Origin of the sequence: Trichococcus sp. (genome assembly GCF_049589555.1) — a bacterium.
Lineage (GTDB): Bacteria > Bacillota > Bacilli > Lactobacillales > Aerococcaceae > Trichococcus.
Genome location: NZ_JBAWAZ010000165.1, coordinates 1 through 24,048, shown reverse-complemented (window position 1 = coordinate 24,048; position 24,048 = coordinate 1). Strand labels below are relative to the sequence as shown.

The following is a 24,048-nucleotide window of genomic DNA, read 5'->3' as shown; positions in this document are numbered from 1 at the left end:
TCTGGTCATCGACTGCATTGCGCAATGCCTCAAGATCGACCAAACCTTCAGCGGTAGATGGGATGCTTACCACATCGAACCCCGCGATATGGGCACTGGATGGATTGGTTCCATGGGCACTATCCGGAACGAAAACTTTCGTGCGCTGGAGATCGCCATTCTTTTCATGGTAGGCCCGCACCATCATCAATCCGGTCCATTCGCCGTGCGCTCCGGCTGCCGGTTGTAATGAAACGCCGTCCATTCCGGTGATGACTGCCAAATCTTCCTGCAGTTCATGCATCAATTGTAGCGCACCTTGCACGGTTTCCACAGGTTGATAAGGATGGATATTGGCGAAACCGTCCAAACGGGCGGTCACTTCATTGATTTTCGGGTTGTATTTCATTGTGCAGGATCCCAACGGATAAAAGCCGTTTTCCACGCCGAAATTATCCTGGGAAAGGTTGGTATAATGGCGCATCAGCTGCAGTTCACTGATTTCAGGCAGTTCGGCCGGCTGTTTGCGGACAAGGTGCTCGGGAAGTTTGGCCTTGAAGTCCGTTTTCGGGACATCGCTCTTCGGCAGGCTGTAGCCGACGCGACCCGGACGGCTTAATTCAAAGATCACATATTTCGTTTTACGCATGGTTCATACCCTCCAATACCGCAATGAATCGGTCGATTTCTTCCTTCGTGCGTTTTTCGGTGGCACAAACCAACAGCTGATTCGGTTTATGATAAGTCTCCGCCAAGCTATAGCCGCCGATGATGCCCGCCTCCAGCAGAGCGCGGTTCGCTTCTTCGGCCGGGGAAGGCAGATCGATGACGAATTCGTTGAAGAACGGCGATTGGTTCAGGATCGCGAAGCCTTTATCCTGCAAAGCCTGCGCAAAATAAGCCGCTTTGTTGACGTTCAGCTGCGCCATTTCCTGGACGCCCTGCTTCCCGAGAGCCGCCATGCAGACGGCGGAGGCCAAGGCATTCAAGGCTTGGTTCGAACTCATGTAGGAAGTCGCTTTTTCACGTCGGATATGCTGCTCCCTGCTTTGGAGCGTCAGGACAAAAGCGCGTTCTCCATCGGCATCCACGGTTTCGCCGACGATTCTGCCGGGAACTTTGCGGATATGCTTTTGATTCACGGAGAAGTAACCGCAGTGCGGGCCGCCGAATGACATTGGCAAACCAAAAGGCTGCGTGTCGCCGACAACGATATCCGCACCCAGTTTACCGGGTGCTTCGAGGATCCCCAGCGCCAACGGATTGGCCATCACAATCAACAGTGCGCCTTTGTCTTCGGCGATCTTTTTGACGACAGCCAAATCTTCGACCGATCCGAAGAAATTCGGATACTGGACAACGATCGCAGCGGTATCCGGCGTCGTCAAGCATCGCGTCACATTGAAGTTGGTGACATCCTTCTCCGTCAACACTTCGATGACATCCAGTCCGCGGCCCTTTGCTGCAGCATGGACGACTGCACGGGCGTTCGGATGGACCGCCTGTGAAAGCACAATTTCGTTCCGCTTCGTGACTGCCGCTGCCAAACCGACTGCTTCGCTCAAAGAAGCGAACCCATCATATAAGGAAGAGTTTGTCGCTTCCATTCCGGTCAATTCGCTGATCATCGATTGGAATTCGAAAATCGCCTGCAGCTCCCCTTGACTGGCTTCCGCTTGATAAGGCGTATAGGCTGTATAGAATTCGGAGCGCGAAATCACTGCATCGACCACGCTCGGTATGTAATGATCGTAGGTGCCGGCGCCCATGAAAATCGGCATCTGACCGGCGCTGACGTTTTTTTCGGCCATAGACTTCATTTGTTTCAAAAGTTCGGATTCAGAGACTGCAGCCGGAATCGCCAGTTCTTCCTTCAGTCGGATTCCTTCAGGGATATCCGTAAACAGGTTCTCCATGCTCTCAACCCCGATGACAGCCAGCATTTCTTTTTCGTCTTCGGCTGTATCCGGTAAATAACGGAATTGCTCCTCAGTCATCTTATGCTTCCTCCTCGGCCACGAAAGCTTCGTATTCGTCGTAGCTCAACAACTCATCCAATTCGCTGGCATCGCTCAAGCGCATTTCGTACATCCAACCGCCTGCAAAAGCTTCTGCATTGACGGTTTCAGGTGCATCAGCCAAAGCCTCATTTTGCTTGATCACCGTTCCGGAAACCGGCGCATACACTTCCGAGACGGATTTTACGGATTCGACTGTCACAGCTTCGTCCCCTTTTGCCAATTCCGCTTCCAGATCGGCCACGAAATCAACGAACACGATGTCGCCCAATTGTTCAGCCGCATGTTCCGTGATGCCGATGCGTACCGTTTCATCCGTGATTTTTTCTACCCATTCGTGCTCTTTTGTGTAATAAAAATTTTTGTGGTCTGCCATTATGATCATCCTTCCGCGCAGTGCGCTGGTTTATTGTTTTTTTCATTAGTTATGAGTGCTTATTTGTTTCTTTATTTAGTTCTTTTGTAGAAGGGTTTGGGAATGATTGTCGCTTGGATGCGTTTGTTGCGTATTTCGATCTGGATTTCTGTGCCGATGGCAGCCGCTTCCGACTGCACCAAAGCCATCCCGATGCTTTTCTTCAAAGTCGGAGACTGCGTACCGGAAGTGACGATCCCGATTTCTGACCCGTCCAACGAAAAGACTTTGTAGCCTTCGCGTGGGATTCCTCTTTCGATGGCTTCGAAACCGACGATTTTTTCGGTTAATCCATTCTCGCGGATTGCCGCCAAGGCCTCTTTGCCGATAAAATCGCTGACTTTATTTGTTTTGACTACAAATCCCAGACCGGCTGCCAAAGGCGTGATTTCCTTCGACAATTCATGCCCGTAGAGCGGCATCCCCGCCTCCAGACGAAGCGTGTCCCGGGAACCGAGTCCGCAAGGCAACACACCGTAGGCTTCCCCGGCTGCCAACAGTTTTTCCCACAATAGCGCGGTCTTTTCACCCGCCAGATACAATTCAAAGCCGTCTTCACCAGTATAGCCTGTCCTTGAAATCAGGACATGCGGAATGCCCGCCACTTTCTGATCCTCGATGAAATGGTAATTTCCGATGGCATCCAAATTGGCATCCGTCAGTTCCTTCAGGATTTTGATGGCTTCCGGTCCTTGCAGGGCTAGCAACCCGATGCTGTTGGAAATATTTTTGAGGATCGCTTCCGATCCATTGTTCTCTTGCATCCACGCATAGACTTTATCCGTATTGGATGCATTGCAGACCAACAGGTAGCGCTCGTCAGCCATTTTGAAAAGGACGACATCATCCACTGCCCCGCCATCCGGATAACACATGATGTTGTATTGGGCTTGCCCTACTTTCATGACGCTGACATCATTTGTCAGCAGCTTGTTCAGGTAGCTTTCCGCTTCATTTCCGGATATTTCGATTTCTCCCATATGCGAACAATCGAAAAGCCCCGCGCGTTCACGGACAGCCTCATGTTCGGCAAGGATACCGGAAAATTGGATCGGCATCTCCCATCCACCGAAATCGATCAGCTTCACGCCGTTCGCTTTATAATAATCAAATAATGGCGTGCGTTTGCCTATCTTTGGTTCACTCACGTACAAATCCCCCTTTTCTTTCCTGGATTCCGCATTTTTTACGACTGCTTTTCGGCTTTCCGTCACATTAACGTGTAACCGTTTCACTTCCCTTTGTTATCTATTTTAGCATAGAGAACGGGCAAAACACTCTCACGAAAGATTGTTCGCATTAAACGCAAAACAATTCTCATAATAGCACGGTTTATTTTAGATTACGAAATATATGCTTACGTTATGCGGGTTATCTTTTTCATTCGTTCGGTTTTAGATCAAAAAACGACATTTCACTCAATTATTAACAGATTCTTAAAAAGGTAGTTGTAAACAAGCAGAATAATGTGTAAAATGAATAATTAAAAAGATATAATTGATTTCTCTCGCCAAATTTTCATCTTTGGCGGAAATCACGAATCATTTTTAATCATTGTATAAGAAATGTTTCTGAATTTAATAAAACTGGCGAGGTGGAAATATTGAAAAAAGTTTTGGTTGCAAATCGCGGCGAAATCGCGATACGTGTATTTCGTGCACTGACTGAACTGAAAATCCCTACTGTTGGCGTTTACGCGCAAGAGGATGAAGGTTCTGTGCACCGTTTTAAAGCAGATGAAGCCTATTTGGTCGGAAAAGGCAAAAAGCCTATCGACGCCTATCTGGACATCGAAGACCTGATCCGCATCGCTAAAGAATCCGGTGCAGACGGCATTCATCCTGGATATGGTTTCTTATCTGAAAATATCGACTTCGCTAGACGTTGCCAAGAAGAAGGCATCAAATTCATCGGCCCTTCTTTAGAACATCTGGACATTTTTGGCGATAAAATCAAAGCAAAAGTTGCCGCTGTGGAAGCCGGCATCCAGTCAATTCCTGGTTCGGACGGCCCCGTCGCAAACATCGACGAAGTCATCGAGTTTGCGGAAACCTACAACTACCCGATCATGATCAAAGCGGCTTTAGGCGGCGGCGGACGCGGCATGCGTATGGCCTTCAACGAGCAAGAAGCCCGCGAAGGGTTCGAAAGAGCCCGTAGTGAAGCTTTGGCCGCATTCGGAAGCGATGAAATTTATGTCGAAAAATACATCCAGGATCCTAAACACATCGAAATCCAGATTTTAGGGGATGAGCATGGCAACATCGTTCACCTTTACGAGCGCGACTGCTCCGTGCAACGCCGCCATCAAAAAGTTGTCGAAGTGGCCCCTTGCGTTTCCATGTCGGATGAAGTCCGCCATGAAATCTGTAACGCTGCTCTTCAATTGATGAAACACGTTGGCTACGTGAATGCTGGAACTGTTGAATTCCTTTTGGAAGGCGATCAATTCTACTTCATCGAAGTGAATCCGCGTGTCCAAGTTGAGCACACAATCACTGAATTGATTACAGGAATCGATATCGTGCAATCACAGATCTTGATCGCGCAAGGTCAAGATCTGCACAAAGAAATCGGGATCCCGCAACAGGCAAATATTCCGTTGATCGGTGCTGCTATCCAATGCCGTATCACGACGGAAGATCCGTTGAACAACTTCTTCCCTGATACCGGAAAAATCAATACTTACCGTTCTCCAGGCGGCTTCGGAATCCGTTTGGATGCTGGTAACGGATTCCAAGGTACGGTCGTAACACCGTTCTTCGACTCTTTATTGGTTAAATTATGCGTGCACGCTTCGACATTCGATCAAGCTGTCCGCAAAATGGAACGTTCCCTGATCGAATTCCGTATCCGTGGCGTTAAAACGAACATTCCGTTCATGTTCAACGTCATTACGCACCCGATCTTTGTGTCAGGCGATGCGAAAACAACTTTCATCGATACGACGCCGGAACTGTTCGAATTCCCTAAAACGCGCGACCGTGGTAACAAAACGATGCAGTACATCGGAAACATTACCGTCAACGGCTTCCCGGGCATCCAAAAAGGCCACAAGAAATTCTATGATAAGCCTAGAATCCCGACTGATATTATCGTTCCGGAACAAAAAATCATCACTGCCAAAAACATTTTGGATGAAAAAGGCCCTGCAGCCGTCAGCCAATGGATCAAAGACCAAAACCGTGTGCTCTTGACGGATACGACTTTCCGTGACGCGCACCAAAGTTTGTTGGCTACCCGTATCCGCACAAACGAGATGCAAGCCATCGCAGCCGAAACGCAAGCAGCAATTCCGCAATTGTTCTCTTCCGAAATGTGGGGAGGCGCAACCTTCGACGTTGCCTACCGCTTCCTGAGCGAAGATCCTTGGAAACGATTGAAGAAACTGCGCTCGCAAATGCCGGATACTTTATTGCAGATGCTGTTCCGCGGATCGAATGCAGTCGGATACCAAAACTATCCGGACAACGGTTTGGAAGAGTTCATCAGACTTGCCGCTAAAAACGGGATCGACGTCTTCCGTATCTTCGACAGCTTGAACTGGACGAAGCAAATGGAAAGAAGTATCCAGTATGTACGCGACAACGATAAGATCGCTGAAGCAGCCATTTGCTACACAGGCGATATCAATGATCCGACACAAACGAAGTACACGATCCAATACTACAAAGAGATGGCAAAAGAGCTTGAATCACTGGGCGCACACATCATCGCGATCAAGGATATGGCAGGTCTTTTGAAACCGCAAGCGGCTTACCGTCTGATCAGCGAGTTGAAGGATACTGTCGATCTGCCGATCCATCTGCATACGCATGACACAAGCGGAAACGGCATCTACACGTACTCAGAAGCGATCAAAGCCGGCGTCGACATCGTGGACGTGGCCATGAGTGCCATGAGCGGTACGACCAGCCAACCGAGCATGAGCAGCTTGTACTATGCATTGGAAGGTTCTGAGCACGAGCCGGACATCAACATCCATAACGTGCACAAAATCAACCGTTATTGGGAAGATATCCGTGACTACTACGAAGAATTCGAAGGCGGCATCCAAACGACTTCAACAGAAGTCTACGACCACCAAATGCCGGGCGGACAATACACGAACCTGCAACAACAGGCGAATGCTGTTGGCTTGAACGACGAGTGGGATAAAGTCAAAGAAATGTACGCTGACGTGAACAAAATGTTCGGCGACATCGTGAAAGTGACACCATCCTCAAAAGTTGTCGGCGATATGGCCCTCTTCATGGTCCAAAACAAACTGAATGAAGAAGATGTCTACGCAAAAGGCGATACCATCGACTTCCCTGAATCCGTCATCAGCTTCTTCAAAGGCGACTTAGGTCAACCTACCGGCGGATTCCCTGAAAGATTGCAGGAAATCATCCTGAAAGGCAAACAAGCCATCACTGTAAGACCTGGCAGCCTGCGTGAGCCGATCGACTTCGTTGCTTTGAAAGCCGAGTTGGAGGAAAAAATCCAACGCACAGCCAGCGATGAAGACGTCATCAGCTACCTGATGTACCCGCAAATCTTCCTGGATTACATCGCAGTCTACGATAAGTTCGGTGATGTCACAAAACTTGACACCCCTACTTTCTTCCACGGCATGCGTATGGGCGAGCAGATCGAAGTTCAGATCGAAAAAGGAAAAACCTTGATCATCAAACTGAACTCGATCGGTGAACCTGATTCGGACGGGATGCGCATCCTTTACTTCGACCTGAATGGCCAAGGCCGTGAAATTGAAGTCAAAGACATGTCCATCACCAGCACGAAAGCGATCCGCAAAAAAGCGGAACCTACCAACAAAGAGCACGTTGGCGCAACAATGCCGGGTTCTGTGCTGGAAGTTCTCGTCAAACGCGGCGACCGCGTTTCGCAAGGCGATCCAGTCGTGATCACCGAAGCGATGAAGATGGAAACGATGATCCGTTCCACAATCAACGGTGTCGTCGATCAGATTTACGTCATCGACGGCGATCAGATCGAAGCCGGAGACCTCTTGATCGAGATCGAAGCAAAATAATAAGCACAAGAAGGGGAGGCTCCAAAGGAGACCTCCCTTTCGTGCCGCTTTCCCCAGAGTCATATCAGTAAATGTCCGATAACAACAATGAATCGGACAACCAGTGACCTTTTAGCAAGAAGAAAGACAGCTCATTCCGGGATAGCTCTTTCTTATCCGCAATAAGCTGTCGCAAGGAGGGAAATTTTTTTGGAAAATGAATTAAAACCTTATATCCACGTCGCCCAATACTACGAAACGGACCAGATGAAGATCATCCACCACTCCAATTACATCCGTTGGTTTGAGGAAGCCCGCGTGGACTTCCTTGACCAGATCGGCGCGAAATACGCGAAATTGGAAGAGGTCGGCATCATCAGTCCGGTCCTTTCCGTCGAAGCGCATTACAAAACGATGGTCCGCTTCGGGGATTCCGTCTATGTCCTGACCGAAATCGATTCTTACAGTGGCGTGAAATTAGGCCTATCCTACCGTGTCATCGATGTCGCAACTGGCGAGTTGCGCACGACCGGCAAAAGCAAGCATTGCTTCCTGAACGAGACTGGCCGACCTGTTACATTGAAGAAAGTCCAACCAAATGTGCACGACAGCTTCGAAAAGTATCGGGATCATGTTTTCAGCGTTTGATCAGGTGTTTTTAGGCAGCCACCAGTAAAAATATCTGACACAAGCACCAAATAGCCTCTCAGCTTCGTAAAAGCGGCCTTTAAGGGTTAAACCTGTTTCGGATGCGCCTATGTACTCATCACCAGAACATGCCCGCACGGTGTCTTTATCTATCGCAAAAAGCATGAGCCCTCAAATGAATGGGCTCATGCTTTTTTATTCTGCGCTCTGATTTTCATTTTGTTCCAATATGCTCACGAAGCGGTCGGTCAGGTTCGCGGTGAATCCCCAGAGTCGATGGGTCTCCAGATGGTAGAACGGGACGCTATGGACGCCGATCCTGAATTTGTAGTCCCTGCCGTTCGGAATCAGTTCGAACGGGAAATCATCCGGGTGCTCCAGCCGGACCGTCGAAGAGTAGTAAGTCGGCCGGTTTTCCATGAAATACTGAAGCGGCACCGTGAAAATTTCCTGAACTTCCTTATTGAAGCGGATATCATCCTTGTAAACGCCGACGATTTCCCCGACGTAGCAGTGGATGATTGCACGCTCATTCATGATATAGTCCATTTCCCCCAAAATCGTGATATTGTCCCTTTTTAGGTTCAACTCTTCCATTGTTTCGCGGATCGCCGTTTCTTCAAAGCTTTCTCCCGGCTCCACAGCGCCGCCCGGGAATGAGGTATCCCCTGGTTGGGAGATATGCTCGCCCCGCACTTCATAAAGCACATGAAGCGCCCCGTCCACCCTGATCAAAGGGAGCAGGACGGAGAAGTAGCGCTGTTCCCCGATCGGCTCGGGTTCGTGTTCCGCCAATATTTTTTTGATATCCTCCAGCATCGTGTCCTCACCTACCGCTTGTTTTTCTTATATTATACACGCTATTATCTCGAATTCGAAACAATATGCTCGGGCCATTTTTTAAACCTATCCGGCGATGATCTTCACGTGGAATTTGCGGTTGCGCGGGCCATCATAATCCCAGAAGTATATGCTTTGCCAAGTCCCCAACAGCATCTTTCCTTCCGTCAAGATGATCGTTTCGCTGACGCCTGTCAAGGAAGACTTGATGTGGGCATCGGAATTGCCTTCGACGTGCCTGTAGCTCCCCTTGTTAGGAAACGTGTCAGTATAACCCCAATTCAGGTCCTTCTGAACATCCGGATCGGCGTTTTCATTGATCGTGATGGCGGCTGTCGTGTGCGGACAGAAGACGACCATGATGCCATCCTTCACGCCGCTTTTTGCCAAAGCATCTTCGAGATAGACATCGATGTTAGTCAACGACTGTTTGCCGCTTGTTTGGATGCGATAGGTAAACAGATTTTGGCTCATTTCCCTTTCCTCCCTTCCGCTCTACAAACGTTTAGCGCACTACTTCGATGCCGGCCACATTCCCGACGTCGTGATAATTTTTGCCGGTCTTATTGTCGGTGAAGTCGACTGTGACGATGCCGGAAAGTCCTTCTTTGACGATCTTGTTCATCCCCTGCTCGGTCGGCGCCAGCAAAGCCCCGCCGTGGAGCACTTCCGCACAGATGGTAAGGGATGCGGAGGCATGGGACACTTCGATTTCGATCCGGTCATCGGTCAACAGGCCCAAAGTGAATTTGCTGCGGTTATAGGTCGCAAATCGGTATTCCTCTCCATCCACGATAAAATTGCAGATGAAGCCTTCGAACGAGGAACCCCGGAAAGGGATTTTCGCCACCGAGAAGAAGAGGCTGGTACCCTCGTCCCGGAAATGATTGCACTGGATCCAGACATACTCTTCCGGAAAAGACGTTCCCCAATCCTTTTCGAGGTAGCCTTTGCCGCCCGTAAAATCACGGGTCTTGGTTCCGATTGCAACCGTTCCGTCGATGGCGTGATTCATGCTGATGACGCCGTGGTAGCATTCCATGTTCGGGATGTAGGCGAAGAAACCCATAATGGACGGGGAGAGCGGTGTCCGTTTGATCGTTTGGAAAGGCCCCAGCTTCAGGATGCCTTCTATCCGGAAATCATCCTCTTCAAGGTGCACACTGACGAGCGTTTCCGAAAAGACGCTGTTGCCGACTTTCAGCACAAATGGCATTTGGTTGTATTGAAACGCAGACAATGGATAGCGGATGTAGCCGGTGCGCAGCTCTTTTTCATGCGCTTCTCCGACGTGGACATAGGAATATTGGATAAAACAATGCGGATCTTCATCGGTCAGGGATATTCCCGGAATCAAACTGAGGACGGTCTTTTCATCAGCCGAAACACTTTTGAAATACCACCCTTCAAAATAGGGTTCTTTCTTTTGCAGGTCGCCTTGAAACAGAATCGGATGGGTCACTTTGTTTGCCATGGCGCAGCGCTTCCTTTCGCATGCATTCTTATCTTTACTATGCAACAACTCCCCTTGTTCCGTCAATTTTTTGCATTTGCGGGGAAGTCATTTTTTCGTTTTATCCGGCTGTTTAGCCAATGGTTGTTTTTTTGAATGTCATCTCCGATGAGAGTGCCCTCATCGGAGGTCAGCATTGCGCCAGACAGCTCTCCTCCGACGAGCGGTTGTTCGCCGGAGGAGACTGCGTTGCGGACGGCTGTACTTCGGCGAAGCCGCCGTGGTCGGAGGTGATGATCTTTTTGGCTTTCCTCCTCCGGCAGAGCACCCTCGCAGTCACCAGCAACCGAACAACAAAAAAAGAGCCCGCCTCCGATGTGAGGCAGACCCTTCTTCCAAATTGTTCTTACTGTTTGATGATGGATACGACGCGAGCGCCGTCCACTTCTATCGTCACGCTGTCGCCGGCTTTGATGAACGGCAACTGCTTGTCGATTGACACCTTAGCGATATAGATGGTTTCTGCATCGCCTTCCAGCGTGAAGTAATAAGTCGTTTCGCCGTCGATGACGACTGATTCCATGGCAGTGATGGCACCGCTGATGGTTTCGGTCTCGACGGCTTCTTCTTCCTCATCGGTTGTTGTGGAAACGACGCCGCCGGTATAAGCGTTCCAAGCAGCAGCCAAGGAATTGCCGGTCCCGACTTTCTGATAGTTCGTCGCATTCACAAAGGCGTACATTTTGATCAATCCGGCATCATCCTTCAAGGACAATTGATAGACCGGCTTGTTTTCCATGTTGAACAAAAGCGGGAATGTGCTGATATAGCCTTTTTCCTGCACCGACCCCTGCGCGCTCTCCATGGCGCTCCATTCGGTCGCTGTGCTGATGTTGTAGCGTTTCGATTCCTTGGTCCTTGAATTGACCAGCACAAAACCGATATTCGATTCATCCGCCGCTACGGAAGTCAAACCGGTGTACAGATACAGATCATCATTCAGCACGATGTAGTTGTAGCCATCCGCATTTTGGATGACACCCTTCTTGCTGATGACACTGTTCAGGTATCCGCCTTGGTATTGCCCGTTGTAATTGATCTGCGTCATCACCATATTCGCTGGGAACACGCGATCTACCCAATCAGGCACATCGGCAACACTATAGCGCGTGATGTCACCGGAGGAAGCATCCACGACGAAAACGCCGACGACTTCCTTAGGCCCCATGAAGCTGAATTTCTTTTCAACGATAGGCGCGATGTAATACGGATTGCCCTCTTCATCCAATTCAAAGACCGGATTTTCGAACATCACGGTCGGATAGTTGAAAAAGATATGGCGTGTGATGTCATCACCGAAATAGCCGGAATGGGAATAATGGATATTCTTTTCCAGATTCACCAATTCAGAATCTCCCGTTACCATATCGACGGTCACATAATGCGGAATGCCATCTGCTCGGTTGTTCAACCAACGGAAAAAGCTGACGTATTCCAATGGCGAAACGCGCACCGAATCGCCTTTATAAGCGATCTGTGTATATTCCGTGCTGACGTCGAATTGCGAAACCAAGTTGAGGACTTCACCAAGCTTACGGCTTCCCAGACGCTCCGCCATATCACGGTCGATCGTCGGGATCTGCGAAGGATCTGTGATGGTCAGGTCCTCCTCAAAATTGCCTTCCGTATGCGTAATCAGGCTGGCGTAATCCTTGGCCCTGAAAATTTGGGAGCCAAAAAGCATCCCTCCGATTATGAAGACAATACTGATTCCGATGATGGCTCCGGAAACTTTGTTGACCTTATCGGCTTTCGCCCGATCCAAGATGTTCATCAAGGCCGCACTTGCGACCAAATACAAAAACATATTCGTCCAAAACTCCGGCGACTGGATCGACACTGGGGTCAATGCCGAATACCAATATCCTAAAAGAACGACTGCGGGTAGACCATAGGCAATCGCCACACTTTTCCAATTTTTCACAACTCTGCACCCTTTCTTTTCCTGTGAATCTTCCTTGATAAATCACTTAAGGATTTGATGCTAGTATTATACCATTTTTTTGAGTTATATTTCGAATTTCAATATATGGGATTATTTTGGCTGTCAGAACAGATTGGGACTCTTGATCGGTGATCCGGGAGAATGCGGGAAATGCGGGTTCACCGGAGGACGGCACTCCGGGATGGGCGGCTGCTCCGGCCAGGCGGAGGCTCGCCGGAGGTGGGCACTCAATGTTGCCGCGGCACAAAAAAACCGAAGCAGCGAATGGCCGCTGCTTCGGTTTTTTAAACTGAATTAGTAGATGTCAGTATCGCCTGACAAGAAACGGTCCACTTCGCCTGCGGCTAGTTTTCCTTCTTGCAAAGCCCACACGACTAAGCTTTGTCCACGGCGCATGTCGCCGCATGTAAAGACTTTTTCCACGTTAGTTTTGTAGTCGGTCTCTGTGGCTTGGATATTGCTGCGCAGATCGCGTTTCAAAGCTAGTTCATCCGGAATCGTATCTTCAGGACCGGTGAAGCCCATCGCCAGCAAGACTAAGTCCGCTTTCCAGACTTTTTCGGTTCCTTCGACGGGTACTGGATTCATTCTGCCTAACGCATCACGTTTCCACTCGATCTGTACAGTATGGACAGCCTTAACTTCGCCTGCCTCATTCTTTTCGACTTTCGTCGTGTTGATCTCGTAGTTGCGCGGATCGGAGCCGGTCAAGTAGATCGCTTCTTCTTGGCCGTAGTCCGTTTTCAGCTTTTTAGGCCATTCTGGCCAAGGGTTAGTGTCTGAGTCACGTTTGTCCGGAGCTTGCGGCATGATCTCGAATTGATGCACGCTCTTCGCGCCGTGACGGATGGATGTACCGACGCAGTCGGTACCGGTATCCCCACCACCGATTACGATAACGTGTTTGTCTTTGGCAGTGATTTTGCTTTCCTGCGGTTCACCTGCAAGGATATTTTGTGTGTTTGCAGTCAGGAAGTCCATAGCCATGTGCACGCCTTTTGCGTCATTGCCTTCGACATTGATGCCGCGCGCGCGGGTTGCGCCGCCGCAAAGAACGACTGCATCATAGGTATTAACCAATTCCTGGGCTGTGATGTCTTTGCCGATTTCGGTGTTGCAGACAAATGTCACGCCAGCTTCTTCCAGGATGTCCAGTCTTCTTTGGATGATATCCTTGTCCAATTTCATGTTCGGGATACCGTACATCAACAAACCACCCGGACGGTCGCTTCTTTCGAAGACTGTGACCGCATGGCCGACAGAAGTCAAGTAGTGCGCAGTCGCAAGGCCGGCAGGACCGGAGCCGACAACCGCAACGCGTTTGCCGGTAGCCGGAGCTTTAGCCGGTTTTACCCAACCGTTCTGGAAAGCATGTTCGATGATTTCGTATTCGATGCTGCTGATTGTTACAGGTTCACCGATAAGTCCCACTGTACAAGACCCTTCACAAGGAGCAGGACAGACACGTCCTGTAAATTCCGGAAACGGATTGGTCAAGGATAAACGTTCGTAAGCTTCTTTCCATTGACCGCGATACACCATGTCATTCCACTCGGGGATGAGATTGTGCAGAGGGCAACCGGACGCCCCGTTCGGCAACATGATGCCTGCTGAACAGAACGGAATGCCACAGCTCATACAACGGGCCGCTTGGGTCCGGATTTTTTCTTCTGATGTTTCTTCACGCATCTCGCCCCAATTTTTGATGCGGACTTCCGGAGAAATCTTTTCATAATTGGAACGGCTATATTCCTTAAATCCAGTAATTTTTCCCATCTTATCCCTCCTCCTTAGTTTGTCACAACTGGTTTGTAGCGCTCATCAAAGGCATAACGCATTGCGTCTTGACCGGTGATGCCCATCTGGTTCGCTATTTCGATGTTTTCCAGTATGAACTTGTAGTCGTTGGAGATGACCTTAGTGAAGCGGGATTTCATTTGATCCCAGTTAGCCAAGATATTTTGCGCTTTTGGACTTCCCGTAAAGATCATATGCTCCTGCAGCATGCGCTTGATTGTGTCATGCTCTGTGTCATTCAAATCTGTCGTTGCGCTGACCATTTCCATGTTCAGGTTGTTTTCGTCGAAATCAAGGATATAAGCTACCCCGCCCGACATCCCGGCAGCGAAGTTACGACCGGTTTTTCCGATGATCAGAACCGTTCCGCCAGTCATGTACTCACAACCGTGATCGCCGATTCCTTCAACGACAGTATCCACGCCACTGTTACGGACGCAGAAACGTTCTCCGGCGATTCCGTTGATGTATGCTTTACCACTGGTTGCGCCATAGAAAGCGACGTTACCTGTGATGATGTTTTCTTCAGGTGCGAATGTAGCCTCATTCGGTACGCGTACGATGATTTTACCACCGGACAAGCCTTTACCGATGTAGTCATTCGAATCGCCTTCCAGCGTCAATGTCATCCCTTTCGGAATGAATGCGCCGAAACTTTGTCCTGCCGAGCCCACGAAGGTCAATTGGATCGTATCTTCAGGCAAGCCTTCAGCACCATATTTTTTCGATATTTCGCTGCCGATGATGGTTCCGACAACGCGGTCGATGTTCTGGATAGCTGATTTCGCTACGATGCGTTTCTTAGAGTCGATTGCCGGTTTCACGATTCTCAACAGACGACGCATATCCAATGTTTTCTCTAATTCATGGTCTTGCTCCGTCATGTTGTATCTGCCGACATTCGGTGCTGCATATGGTTGGTACAATACGCTGGACAGATCGACTGTCTTCGCTTTCCAATGCTTGACATTTTCTTTCATCTTCAGCTTGTCGCTGCGTCCAACCATTTCATTGATCGTGCGGAAGCCTAATTTAGCCATGATTTCACGCAATTCTTCGGCAACGAACATCATGAAGTTCACGACGTATTCCGGTTTGCCTTGGAAGTTCTTGCGCAACGTTTCATCTTGCGTAGCGATACCCACTGGACATGTGTTCAGGTGGCAGACACGCATCATGATGCAGCCGATAGCCACTAGCGGTGTTGTCGCAAAGCCGAATTCTTCAGCTCCCAACATACAGGCGATCGCAACATCGCGACCAGTCAATAATTTACCATCCGTTTCGACGCGGACACGGTCACGCAATTTGTTCAACACTAATGTTTGGTGTGCTTCAGCCAAGCCCAGTTCCCACGGCAAGCCGGTATTACGAATGCTGGTTCTTGGTGCTGCACCTGTACCGCCGTCATACCCGCTGATCAGGATCGTATCGGCATTTGCTTTCGCAACACCTGCTGCAATCGTACCAACGCCGGCTTCAGAAACCAATTTCACGTTGATGCGCGCATTGCGGTTGGCATTTTTCAAGTCGAAGATCAATTCTTTCAAATCTTCGATGGAATAGATGTCGTGATGCGGAGGCGGTGAAATCAGGCCTACACCCGCGATGGATCCACGTGTTTTGGCGATTTCAGGATACACTTTCGGTCCTGGCAATTGTCCGCCTTCACCCGGTTTTGCACCTTGGGCCATCTTGATCTGAATTTCCTTCGCGTTCACCAAGTAGTGGCTCGTTACGCCGAAACGTCCGGAAGCGACTTGCTTGATGGCACTGTTGCGGGAATCTCCATTTTCATCCAACTCATAACGGCTCGGATCTTCTCCACCCTCACCAGAGTTACTCATACCGCCGAGACGGTTCATAGCGATTGCTAAGGTTTGGTGCGCTTCGATACTGATTGAACCGTAAGACATCGCTCCGGTCTTGAAGCGTTTCACGATGTTTTCAGCCGATTCGACTTCTTCGATCGGAATCGCGTCTTGAGCGTTTGGCTTGAATTGCATCAGTTGACGCAGTGTGTACGCCTTCGTATCAGCATTGATTTCGCGAGAGAACTCTTTGTATTGCTCATAGTCCCCTTGGCGAGTCGCTTGCTGCAGTCGGTAGATCGTGCTCGGATTGTACAAGTGTTCTTCACCCATGGCCGAGTATTGGAAATGACCGCCTACTCCCAGCGTTTCGCTGTAAGGCGCTGTAGCTTTATAGGCACTGTCATGACGCATTCTGTTTTCTGTCGCAATTTCCTGCAGACCGATACCTTCGATGCGGGTAGGCGTGCCTGTGAAGTATTTAGCGACAACTTCGCTGTTGACTCCCAATGCTTCAAAAATTTGTGCGCCATGATAACTGCGCATCGTTGAAATACCCATTTTTGTCAATACTTTGGACATACCATGGACAGCTGCGTGGATATAGTTCGCTTCCGCTGCCTCAGCATCCAGTCCGTCCAACAAGCCTTCTTCAGCAAGTTCGCGGATGGTCGCATAAGTCAAGTAAGGATTGACCGCGTTACAGCCATATCCTACTAATGTACAGTAATGATGCACTTCTCTTGGTTCACCAGATTCCAGCACAAGACCTACGCTTGTGCGTGTTTCTTCGCGGATCAAATGGTGGTGCAGACCGGAAACAGCCAATAAAGCCGGAATGGCTGCCCATTCAGCGTTCACACCACGGTCGGAAAGGACCAAAATGTTGGCGCCTGAAGCAATGGCTTTGTCCGCTGCACTGAAAAGGCGTTCCAAAGCTTTTTCCATCCCTTTTGCATCTTCTTCGACGCGGTAAAGAAGGGAAAGAGTGGCTGTTTTGAATTTATCGTCCTGCAACGCTTTGATTTTCGCTAATTCAGAATCCGTCAAAATCGGGCTATCCAAGTAGATGGCATGCGTGTCCGCATTGTCCGGATCTAAAAGGTTACCGCAATTTCCGACAAGCATCGTATCGGAAGTAACGATTTCCTCGCGGATCCCATCAATCGGAGGGTTCGTAACTTGCGCAAATAACTGTTTGAAGTACAGATACAACATCTGTGGTTTGTCTGATAAGACTGCCAACGGAGAATCGATCCCCATCGCTCCGACAGAATCGCCACCTGTGACGGCCATCGGTTTGATCAATAACTGGATGTCCTCGAACGTATAACCGAAAGCTTTCTGTTGGTGCAGCAATTCTTCAGGCTCAACCGTTGCAGTCAACGGAGCTGGCGCAAAGTCCTTCATTTTGGAAATGTGCTTCTCAGCCCATTCTCCGTAAGGTTGTTTAGCAGCTACAGTTTCTTTGATTTCTTCATCCGAGATGATACGTTTTTGCTTCGTATCGATCAACAGCATCTTGCCTGGCTCTAGACGGCCTTTATAGGCTACATCTTCCGGACGCACATTCACGACACCCACTTCGGATGAAAGGATTACGCGGTCATCCTTCGTCACATAGTAACGCGACGGACGCAAACCGTTTCTGTCCAACACAGCTCCGACGATTTCGCCATCCGTGAAGCCCATTGCTGCAGGGCCATCCCATGGTTCCATCAGGAAGTTGTTGAAGTTATAGAAATCTTTTTTGGATTTCGACATTGTTTTGTTCTTTTCCCAAGGTTCAGGAACCATCATCATGACAGCTTCCGGCAATGAGCGGCCGTTCAGATACAAGAATTCCAGATTGTTGTCGAACTGGGAAGAGTCACTCCCTGTTTCGTCGACGATCGGATAGATTTTTTCGCTGGCATCCAACAAATCCTGGGACATGCTGCCTTGACGGGCGCGCATCCAGTTGATGTTTCCGCGGATCGTGTTGATTTCGCCATTGTGGATCAAGTAGCGGTTTGGATGGGCTCTTTCCCAGCTCGGGAAGGTATTCGTACTGAAACGGGAATGGACCATCGCCAAAGCGGATGTGAAGTCCAAATCCGTCAGATCAAGATAGAAGCTGCGCAATTGTTCTGCAGTCAACATCCCTTTGTAGACGATCGTTTTCGAAGAGAAGCTGGCAAAATAGAACGAGCCGCCCCTTTTTTCGCTCATCGGTACGATTTGTTTTTCGGATAATTTACGGATGACGAACAATTTGCGTTCGAAATCCATTTCAGTCATTTCAGGGTTTCCTTTTCCGACAAATACCTGGATGAAACGCGGGATGGCTGCTTTTGCAGTCACACCGATTTCGGAGCTGTCGATCGGAACCTCACGCCAACCCAACACTTTTTGACCTTCGGAAGTGATAATCTCTTCCACCATTCTCATTTGTTCGTGACGTAGATCTTCATATTTGTGGGCAAAGAGCATCCCTACTCCATAATCGCCTTTTTTAGGCAAATGGATTCCCAGGACGTCGCACTCCCTGCTGAAAAAATGATGAGGAATCTGCACCATGATACCTGCTCCGTCACCTGTTTTGGCATCAGCGCCGGAAGCACCCCTATGCTCCATGTTTTCCAATAAATCCAACGCATCAGAGACTAATTTATAAGAGCCATTTCCATTGATATCAACGACAAATCCCATACCGCATGCATCATGCTCGTAGGCGGGATCATACATTCCTTGTTTTTGTGGAGGAGTGTAACTATTCATTTCGGCGTCCCTACTTTCTATTATGTTATTCTGATATTATAATCAAACTCTAATTTAAATACAATCCATTTTCATTCATTTTTTCACAATTAGTTGCATCTTTTTGTTGATAGTAACAATATTAACTTTGGAAAAAACATTTGATATAACACAATTATACAACATGAATACCGGTGACTAACTTGTGATAGATTTCATAACATCACCATGTAAACAATTACCGTTTTCATTACTTTTTAATGCAAGATGCCTTCATCATGACATTCTGATAGAAAATAGCTGATTTTTATTAAAAAATACCCGACCTTGATTATTTTGAAGGTCGGGTAATTGATTTTGTACTATTTAGTAAGCGTCAAAAGCATTTCTCTGACAGTCTTGCAGGCCATAGCAGTCGAAGCGCCTGAAGGATCGTATTGCGGAGAAAGCTCCACGACGTCGGCTGAAACGATCTGGTTCAAGTCCTGCAGTGCAGCGATACCCGCCAACAATTCCTTGTAGGTGATGCCGCCTGGCTCAGGTGTGCCTGTTCCAGGGAAAGTGCCTGGGTCCAATACATCCAGATCAATTGTCACATAAACGGGAACATCCTTCAATTGCTGCACAATCTGCGGCAGCGTATCGATGGTAAATTTCTCCATATAAGTGTGCTCTTTCGCCCATTCGAACTCTTCCTTCAAACCGGAACGGATGCCGAATTGGAAAATGCGGCCATCACCCAGGAAGTCGAAGCAGCGGCGGATGACTGAAGCATGCGACAAGGATTCTCCCATGTAGTCTTCACGCAGATCTGTGTGGGCATCGATATGGATGACATGCAGATCTGGGTATTTTTCATAGGCAGCCTCGATGGTAGGCAGGCTCACGAGGTGCTCGCCGCCGACCATCAGAAATTTCTTGCCATTGTCCAATACTTCTTTTGTATAGGTTGCAATATCGCTCAATACGCGCTCTGTGTTGCCGAAAGGCAGATCCAGATCTCCGCCATCATGGATGGTTTCTTCTTCCAGATCACGATCCAAATAAGGGGAATAACTTTCCAAGCCGAATGAATCTTGGCGGATCGCCTGCATGGCAAAACGCGTGCCTGGCCGGAAACTGGTTGTTCCGTCGAATGGGATCCCGAATAATACGGTAGATGCTTCTTCAAATGAAGATTCGCAGCCAATAAAGGTCTGGATGTTCATGTTATTTTTCACTTTCTGCCGTCCTCCAACTGTATGCTATTTGTTCTTGATTCGATTAATTAGTCTTTCAGGACTTTGATCTGATGAGGCATTTTTTCCTCAGTCAGGACGTTGCCTAAGGTTTCATTGTAGTAGTGGTAATGCTGCACGACTGCCTCAGAAATCACTTCACCAGGGATGATCAACGGAATTCCTGGCGGGTAGATCATGATCGAGTCGGCACTGATGCGGCCGATCGCGTCGTCGATGCTGACAACTTCATTGTCGGCATAAAAGGCGTCGCGCGGGCTGCAAGCCAATTCGTTGATGCTGCAAGTCATCACGTGCGCATCGAAATGTTGGCTTTCTTTTTTGTAGCGTCTGCGGACATCCATCAAGGCATCAACCAGTCTTCCGATCGATTCGCGCGTATCTGCTGTGCTGATGACTGCCATCACGACGTAGCCTTCAGCCAGTTCCAATTGAATGCCATATTCTTCCTTCATAATCGTGTAGACTTCGAAGCCGGTCAGGCCGATATCATTGACACGGATCACTAATTTAGTCCAGTCATAAGTTTGGTAGAATTTATCTTTGATGTAGTCGGATTTCAATACTTCATAGTCACCGAATACTTCGATCGCTTCAATCGCTTCGCTGACGATCGGGCGCAGTTTTTTGTAGCGGTCTTTGCCGTACATCGCCAATTCGCTGCGTGCAGCATCGATGGAGCTCATCAACAAGTAATTCGCACTGGTCGATTGCAGCATGTTCAGCACTTTTTGTAATTTTGTAGCGGAAATGCGATCCCCTTGCATCACCATCAAGGAACTTTGCGTCAAGGATCCGCCGGTTTTGTGCATGGAATAAGTCACCGCATCGGCTCCGGCTTTCATCGGATCCTTCATTTTTCCGGGCATGAACGGCAAATGCGCTCCGTGCGCACTGTCGACGATGACCACAACACCGCGTTCGTGCGCGATATCACAGATCGTTTCCAAATCATTCAAAGAACCGAAATAAGTCGGATAAGTGACCAAAAGAGCTTTTGCTTTAGGATTTTCATCCAAGCCTTTGATGATGCGTTCCACGGAGATGCCATGGGAAATTCCGAAGGCCAAATCCATTTCGGGCTGGATGAAGATCGGCTTTGCGCCGCTCAGGATCAACCCGTTCATTACTGATTTATGGCAGTTGCGGGGAACCAAGATTGTATCGTTCGGTCCCACAACGCTCATGATCATCGCTTGGATGCCAACTGTCGTGCCGTTCACCAAGAAAAAGGCTTGATCGGCATTGTATGCTTTTGCAGCCAATTCCTGTGCTTCTTTTATGACGGATTGCGGATGGCTCAACAAGTCCAATTCTTTCATGGAGTTGACATCCATCTGCATCGTCATATCACCGACTGCCATTTTAAATGGCGTCATCTGCGCACCCATTTTATGTCCAGGGACATCGAAAGGCGTAACGTCCTGTTTCGCATATTTAACAAGCGCTTCGAAAAGCGGCATTTTGATATGTGTAATATTTTTTGCTTTAACGTTAGAAATTTGGTAAGTAATTTTATCAGAATGACCTTCCAAATAAGTGTCTGAATTGAATAAAACCTTTTCAGCCAAATAGATTTCCCCCTTTGATATAAAAAATGGGCATAAAAAAAGCTCTCCAACCAAAGGAAAGCTTCGATATCTATCAGCTGCTTTTCCTCTTATTGCTCATAGGACTTGGATAATCCTACGCTCAGGTTGGGCACCCAATATCAATCTGTACTGAAAAAAAATTAGATTGATTGGTTTGCCACCGTATCTTCGACCCCTCGTCTCAACGGCTATTAATAAGAGATATTCAATTTATGCAAGCTAAATTCTATACAAATATGCTGTATATGTCAATGATTTTGGACATAAATTTATATTTTTTTTCAAACGATTTTCCCGAACGATGTTTTGACATTTGTTTATGAATATTCATAAACTCGGCGAATCCACCACCCTAGAGCTTTTCATCCGTTCGTGAAGGTGTTTCCTGATGCCTATGGTACTTATGGGCCAATTTCAGTTCCTTCTGGTACATGCCCATGGCGAATGAAATCAATGCGGCCCCGGCAAAGCCGACGATGCTGCCCAGCACCAATCCGTAGAAGCGGAATCCGATCAAATCCATTTCGAACGCGCTGCTCGACAGGTTGGAAAGCAGCAAAGCCAACGGATTCGTAAAAAAGTTCGCCAAGCCGTAATTGCGCACCATCGCATACTCCACAAAAAAGTTCAAAATGAGCAGCACAACGACCGTTTCCACATTGCTGAAATGCAAACTGAAAAGAAATATTCCGATGCCCAAACCCACCATCCCGCCGACTATCCGCTGCACATGCCGATGAAAAATGACCTTCAGTTCACGCCCCTGAAGGACGGCCGCACATGACACGGCAACCCAATAAAAGTTGCCTATGCCCAAGGAATGCGCCAGATAGGTCGCAAGGAACAGGATGCCCGCATGATGCACCGAAGACAGCAACAATTCAGAATCATTTTCGACTGCATCATAAAGGTGCTCCCGGTAACTCCGGGTGTCGTTCCGGTAAGGTCGGTTCAGCACACGGTTGTTGAAGATGACCGCCAATACCGCCCAGACGATGGATGCCGCAACCCCGATGCCCACGAAGGAGACCGCTTGAAGAATGCCCGGTATGTCCAAACTCACGCCCGCACCCATGGATGTCACCATGATGACGAAGAAGGCGCCTGGATTCGGGATATGCAGCATACGCACGACCAGGAATCCGATCAGGCTGACCAGACTGATCGTGATCGGTATCATCCAGGGAACGAAGGTGGAGAGCGCCCCTGCCAAGAACCCAGCCATGATGGCAAGCCCAGCTTTCAGGATGCGTGTCGCCAGCTTCGTCGGCGCAAACGGCTGGAAAGAAAGGAAGGCGAATGCCCCCAAAGCCCCGAATGTCCCGATGCGCATATTCCCCGCCATCAGCCCGATGATCAACGGAACCGCTGTACTCAGCCCTGAACCGATCACCCGCGTAAATGTATCGTCCGTTTGTTTGATGTGAAGCATCTCTTTGATATGTCCTTTGATAGTTAACCACTCCCTTATTCTATTGATTCTTTCAAAATTGCCCAAACAAAAAACAGCCTTATGTAAAATAAACGCTGCTCTAATCCTGTCCCATTTATATTTCGAGCGTCACTTCCACTCGCCTTGTTGAAAATGACTTTTGTTTACATAAAATTTCCCTAACGTCCCTGTTTCAGCTTATCACAAATAACAGGACCATCCGCACCAAATTTGTGACAACTTTTCGAAACATCCGAGATTCCACCTCTGGGATAACTCGAAAAGGCTGCCTCTAAGAGACAGCCCACTGATTTTTTCACATGTTTTACTTAGGCTTTCGACTGGCTTTTCACCATTTCGAATTCCTCTTCCATCGCAGCGGACGGTTTTTCCCCGATCAAGGAGAAAATCACGATTGCCACGCAGGAAAGGATGAATGCCGGCAACAGTTCGTAGATGCCGAATACGCCGCCGATCGGTTTGATCAGAAGTTTCCAGATGAAAACAGCGATTCCGCCTGTCAACATACCGGCGATAGCGCCTTGACGCGTTGTTTTTTTCCAGAATAAGGAGAACAGCATCAATGGTCCGAAGGTCGCACCGAAGCCCGCCCACGCGAAGGATACGATCGTGAAGATGACGGAGTTCTCATCCAAAGCGATGATGATTCCCAGGATCGCCAATACAATCAAGATCATCCGCGTCATCGCCATGACTTGATTATCGGAAGCATCCTTGCGCAAAACGCCTTTATAGATATTTTTCGAAAAAGCACTTGCGGCGATCAGCAGATAAGAATCCGCAGAACTGATCGTCGCCGCCAAAATGCCTGACATGACGATTCCGGCCAATAGCGGCGGGAACAATAATGTCGCCATTTCGATAAAAATCGTTTCCGAAGTTGAAGCAGTCGTCAACGCCATTGGGAACATCGAACGTCCGATCAGACCGATCAGGACGGCAGCGCCTAATGAAAGTGTCGCCCAAATGATGCCGATGCGGCGTGATTGCTTGATATCATCAGCCGAACGGATCGCCATAAAGCGCAACAGCACTTGCGGCATACC

The 24,048-nt window shown here is 48.6% G+C and carries 15 protein-coding genes, 1 pseudogene and 1 riboswitch; of the genes and pseudogenes, 2 read left to right on the top strand and 14 right to left on the bottom strand.

Translation table 11 applies throughout. The features are described 5' to 3' along the window. From WBV27_RS06685 to gcvT, 4 genes and pseudogenes are all read right to left on the bottom strand, one after another. Positions 1-628 (bottom strand): annotated as a pseudogene (locus tag WBV27_RS06685) (aminomethyl-transferring glycine dehydrogenase subunit GcvPB); the annotation flags it as partial. After that, positions 621-1,976, bottom strand: coding sequence for an aminomethyl-transferring glycine dehydrogenase subunit GcvPA (gene gcvPA / locus WBV27_RS06680; RefSeq protein ID WP_424200532.1), 1,356 nt, complete (start codon positions 1,974-1,976; stop codon positions 621-623). The pseudogene WBV27_RS06685 and the gene gcvPA, both read right to left, overlap by 8 nt. Before the next feature lies 1 nt (position 1,977). After that, on the bottom strand, positions 1,978-2,373 hold the full coding sequence (gene gcvH, locus WBV27_RS06675) for a glycine cleavage system protein GcvH (RefSeq protein WP_424200530.1): 396 nt from the start codon (positions 2,371-2,373) through the stop codon (positions 1,978-1,980). A gap of 71 nt (positions 2,374-2,444) precedes the next feature. Beyond that, the gene (gcvT, locus tag WBV27_RS06670; protein ID WP_424200528.1) at positions 2,445-3,560 is read right to left on the bottom strand and encodes a glycine cleavage system aminomethyltransferase GcvT; all 1,116 of its coding nucleotides are present in this window, start codon (positions 3,558-3,560) and stop codon (positions 2,445-2,447) included. Positions 3,561-4,015: 455 nt separating this feature from the next. On the opposite strand from gcvT, the gene WBV27_RS06665 reads away from it, so the two are divergent. Then, positions 4,016-7,447: a pyruvate carboxylase gene (locus tag WBV27_RS06665; RefSeq protein ID WP_424200526.1), complete on the top strand. Its 3,432-nt coding sequence runs from the start codon at positions 4,016-4,018 to the stop codon at positions 7,445-7,447. Between the two features lie 189 nt (positions 7,448-7,636). Further along, positions 7,637-8,074 (top strand): acyl-CoA thioesterase, encoded by a 438-nt coding sequence (locus WBV27_RS06660; RefSeq protein ID WP_424200524.1) that lies wholly within the window; start codon positions 7,637-7,639, stop codon positions 8,072-8,074. A 195-nt stretch (positions 8,075-8,269) separates the two neighbouring features. Here WBV27_RS06660 and WBV27_RS06655 read toward each other — a convergent pair whose 3' ends face one another. From WBV27_RS06655 to WBV27_RS06610, 10 genes are all read right to left on the bottom strand, one after another. Further along, positions 8,270-8,893: an NUDIX hydrolase gene (locus tag WBV27_RS06655; protein WP_424200522.1), complete on the bottom strand. Its 624-nt coding sequence runs from the start codon at positions 8,891-8,893 to the stop codon at positions 8,270-8,272. 87 nt (positions 8,894-8,980) lie between these two features. After that, positions 8,981-9,388: a secondary thiamine-phosphate synthase enzyme YjbQ gene (locus tag WBV27_RS06650; protein WP_086942481.1), complete on the bottom strand. Its 408-nt coding sequence runs from the start codon at positions 9,386-9,388 to the stop codon at positions 8,981-8,983. A gap of 31 nt (positions 9,389-9,419) precedes the next feature. Beyond that, a complete protein-coding gene (locus WBV27_RS06645) occupies positions 9,420-10,388 on the bottom strand; it encodes a tocopherol cyclase family protein (protein ID WP_424200520.1) in 969 nt (322 codons plus the stop codon). 385 nt (positions 10,389-10,773) lie between these two features. Continuing rightward, positions 10,774-12,351: a hypothetical protein gene (locus WBV27_RS06640; protein WP_424200518.1), complete on the bottom strand. Its 1,578-nt coding sequence runs from the start codon at positions 12,349-12,351 to the stop codon at positions 10,774-10,776. A 315-nt stretch (positions 12,352-12,666) separates the two neighbouring features. Continuing rightward, entirely contained in the window at positions 12,667-14,148 is a 1,482-nt protein-coding gene (locus tag WBV27_RS06635; RefSeq protein WP_424200516.1) for a glutamate synthase subunit beta, read from the bottom strand. Positions 14,149-14,162: 14 nt separating this feature from the next. Beyond that, positions 14,163-18,707, bottom strand: coding sequence for a glutamate synthase large subunit (gltB, locus tag WBV27_RS06630; RefSeq protein WP_424200534.1), 4,545 nt, complete (start codon positions 18,705-18,707; stop codon positions 14,163-14,165). A 374-nt stretch (positions 18,708-19,081) separates the two neighbouring features. Beyond that, the gene (speB, locus tag WBV27_RS06625; protein ID WP_424200514.1) at positions 19,082-19,939 is read right to left on the bottom strand and encodes an agmatinase; all 858 of its coding nucleotides are present in this window, start codon (positions 19,937-19,939) and stop codon (positions 19,082-19,084) included. A gap of 47 nt (positions 19,940-19,986) precedes the next feature. Next, entirely contained in the window at positions 19,987-21,528 is a 1,542-nt protein-coding gene (locus tag WBV27_RS06620; protein ID WP_424200512.1) for an aminotransferase class I/II-fold pyridoxal phosphate-dependent enzyme, read from the bottom strand. An 86-nt stretch (positions 21,529-21,614) separates the two neighbouring features. After that, a riboswitch (SAM riboswitch) is annotated at positions 21,615-21,750 on the bottom strand. A 151-nt stretch (positions 21,751-21,901) separates the two neighbouring features. Continuing rightward, complete coding sequence (locus WBV27_RS06615) at positions 21,902-22,981, bottom strand: FUSC family protein (RefSeq protein ID WP_424200510.1); 1,080 nt, start codon at positions 22,979-22,981, stop codon at positions 21,902-21,904. Positions 22,982-23,310: 329 nt separating this feature from the next. Beyond that, positions 23,311-24,048 (bottom strand): sodium:solute symporter family transporter (locus WBV27_RS06610; RefSeq protein WP_424200508.1); only part of this gene is annotated, 738 nt, incomplete at its 5' end.

Excerpts from the sequence above, each read along its gene's own strand:
- gcvH (WP_424200530.1), bottom strand. The coding sequence starts at position 2,373 with ATGGCAGACCACAAAAATTTTTATTACACAAAAGAGCACGAATGGGTA.
- gltB (WP_424200534.1), bottom strand. The coding sequence starts at position 18,707 with ATGTATGATCCCGCCTACGAGCATGATGCATGCGGTATGGGATTTGTC.
- WBV27_RS06635 (WP_424200516.1), bottom strand. The coding sequence starts at position 14,148 with ATGGGAAAAATTACTGGATTTAAGGAATATAGCCGTTCCAATTATGAA.
- WBV27_RS06650 (WP_086942481.1), bottom strand. The coding sequence starts at position 9,388 with ATGAGCCAAAATCTGTTTACCTATCGCATCCAAACAAGCGGCAAACAG.
- WBV27_RS06615 (WP_424200510.1), bottom strand. The coding sequence starts at position 22,981 with ATGCTTCACATCAAACAAACGGACGATACATTTACGCGGGTGATCGGT.
- WBV27_RS06645 (WP_424200520.1), bottom strand. The coding sequence starts at position 10,388 with ATGGCAAACAAAGTGACCCATCCGATTCTGTTTCAAGGCGACCTGCAA.
- gcvPA (WP_424200532.1), bottom strand. The coding sequence starts at position 1,976 with ATGACTGAGGAGCAATTCCGTTATTTACCGGATACAGCCGAAGACGAA.
- WBV27_RS06655 (WP_424200522.1), bottom strand. The coding sequence starts at position 8,893 with ATGCTGGAGGATATCAAAAAAATATTGGCGGAACACGAACCCGAGCCG.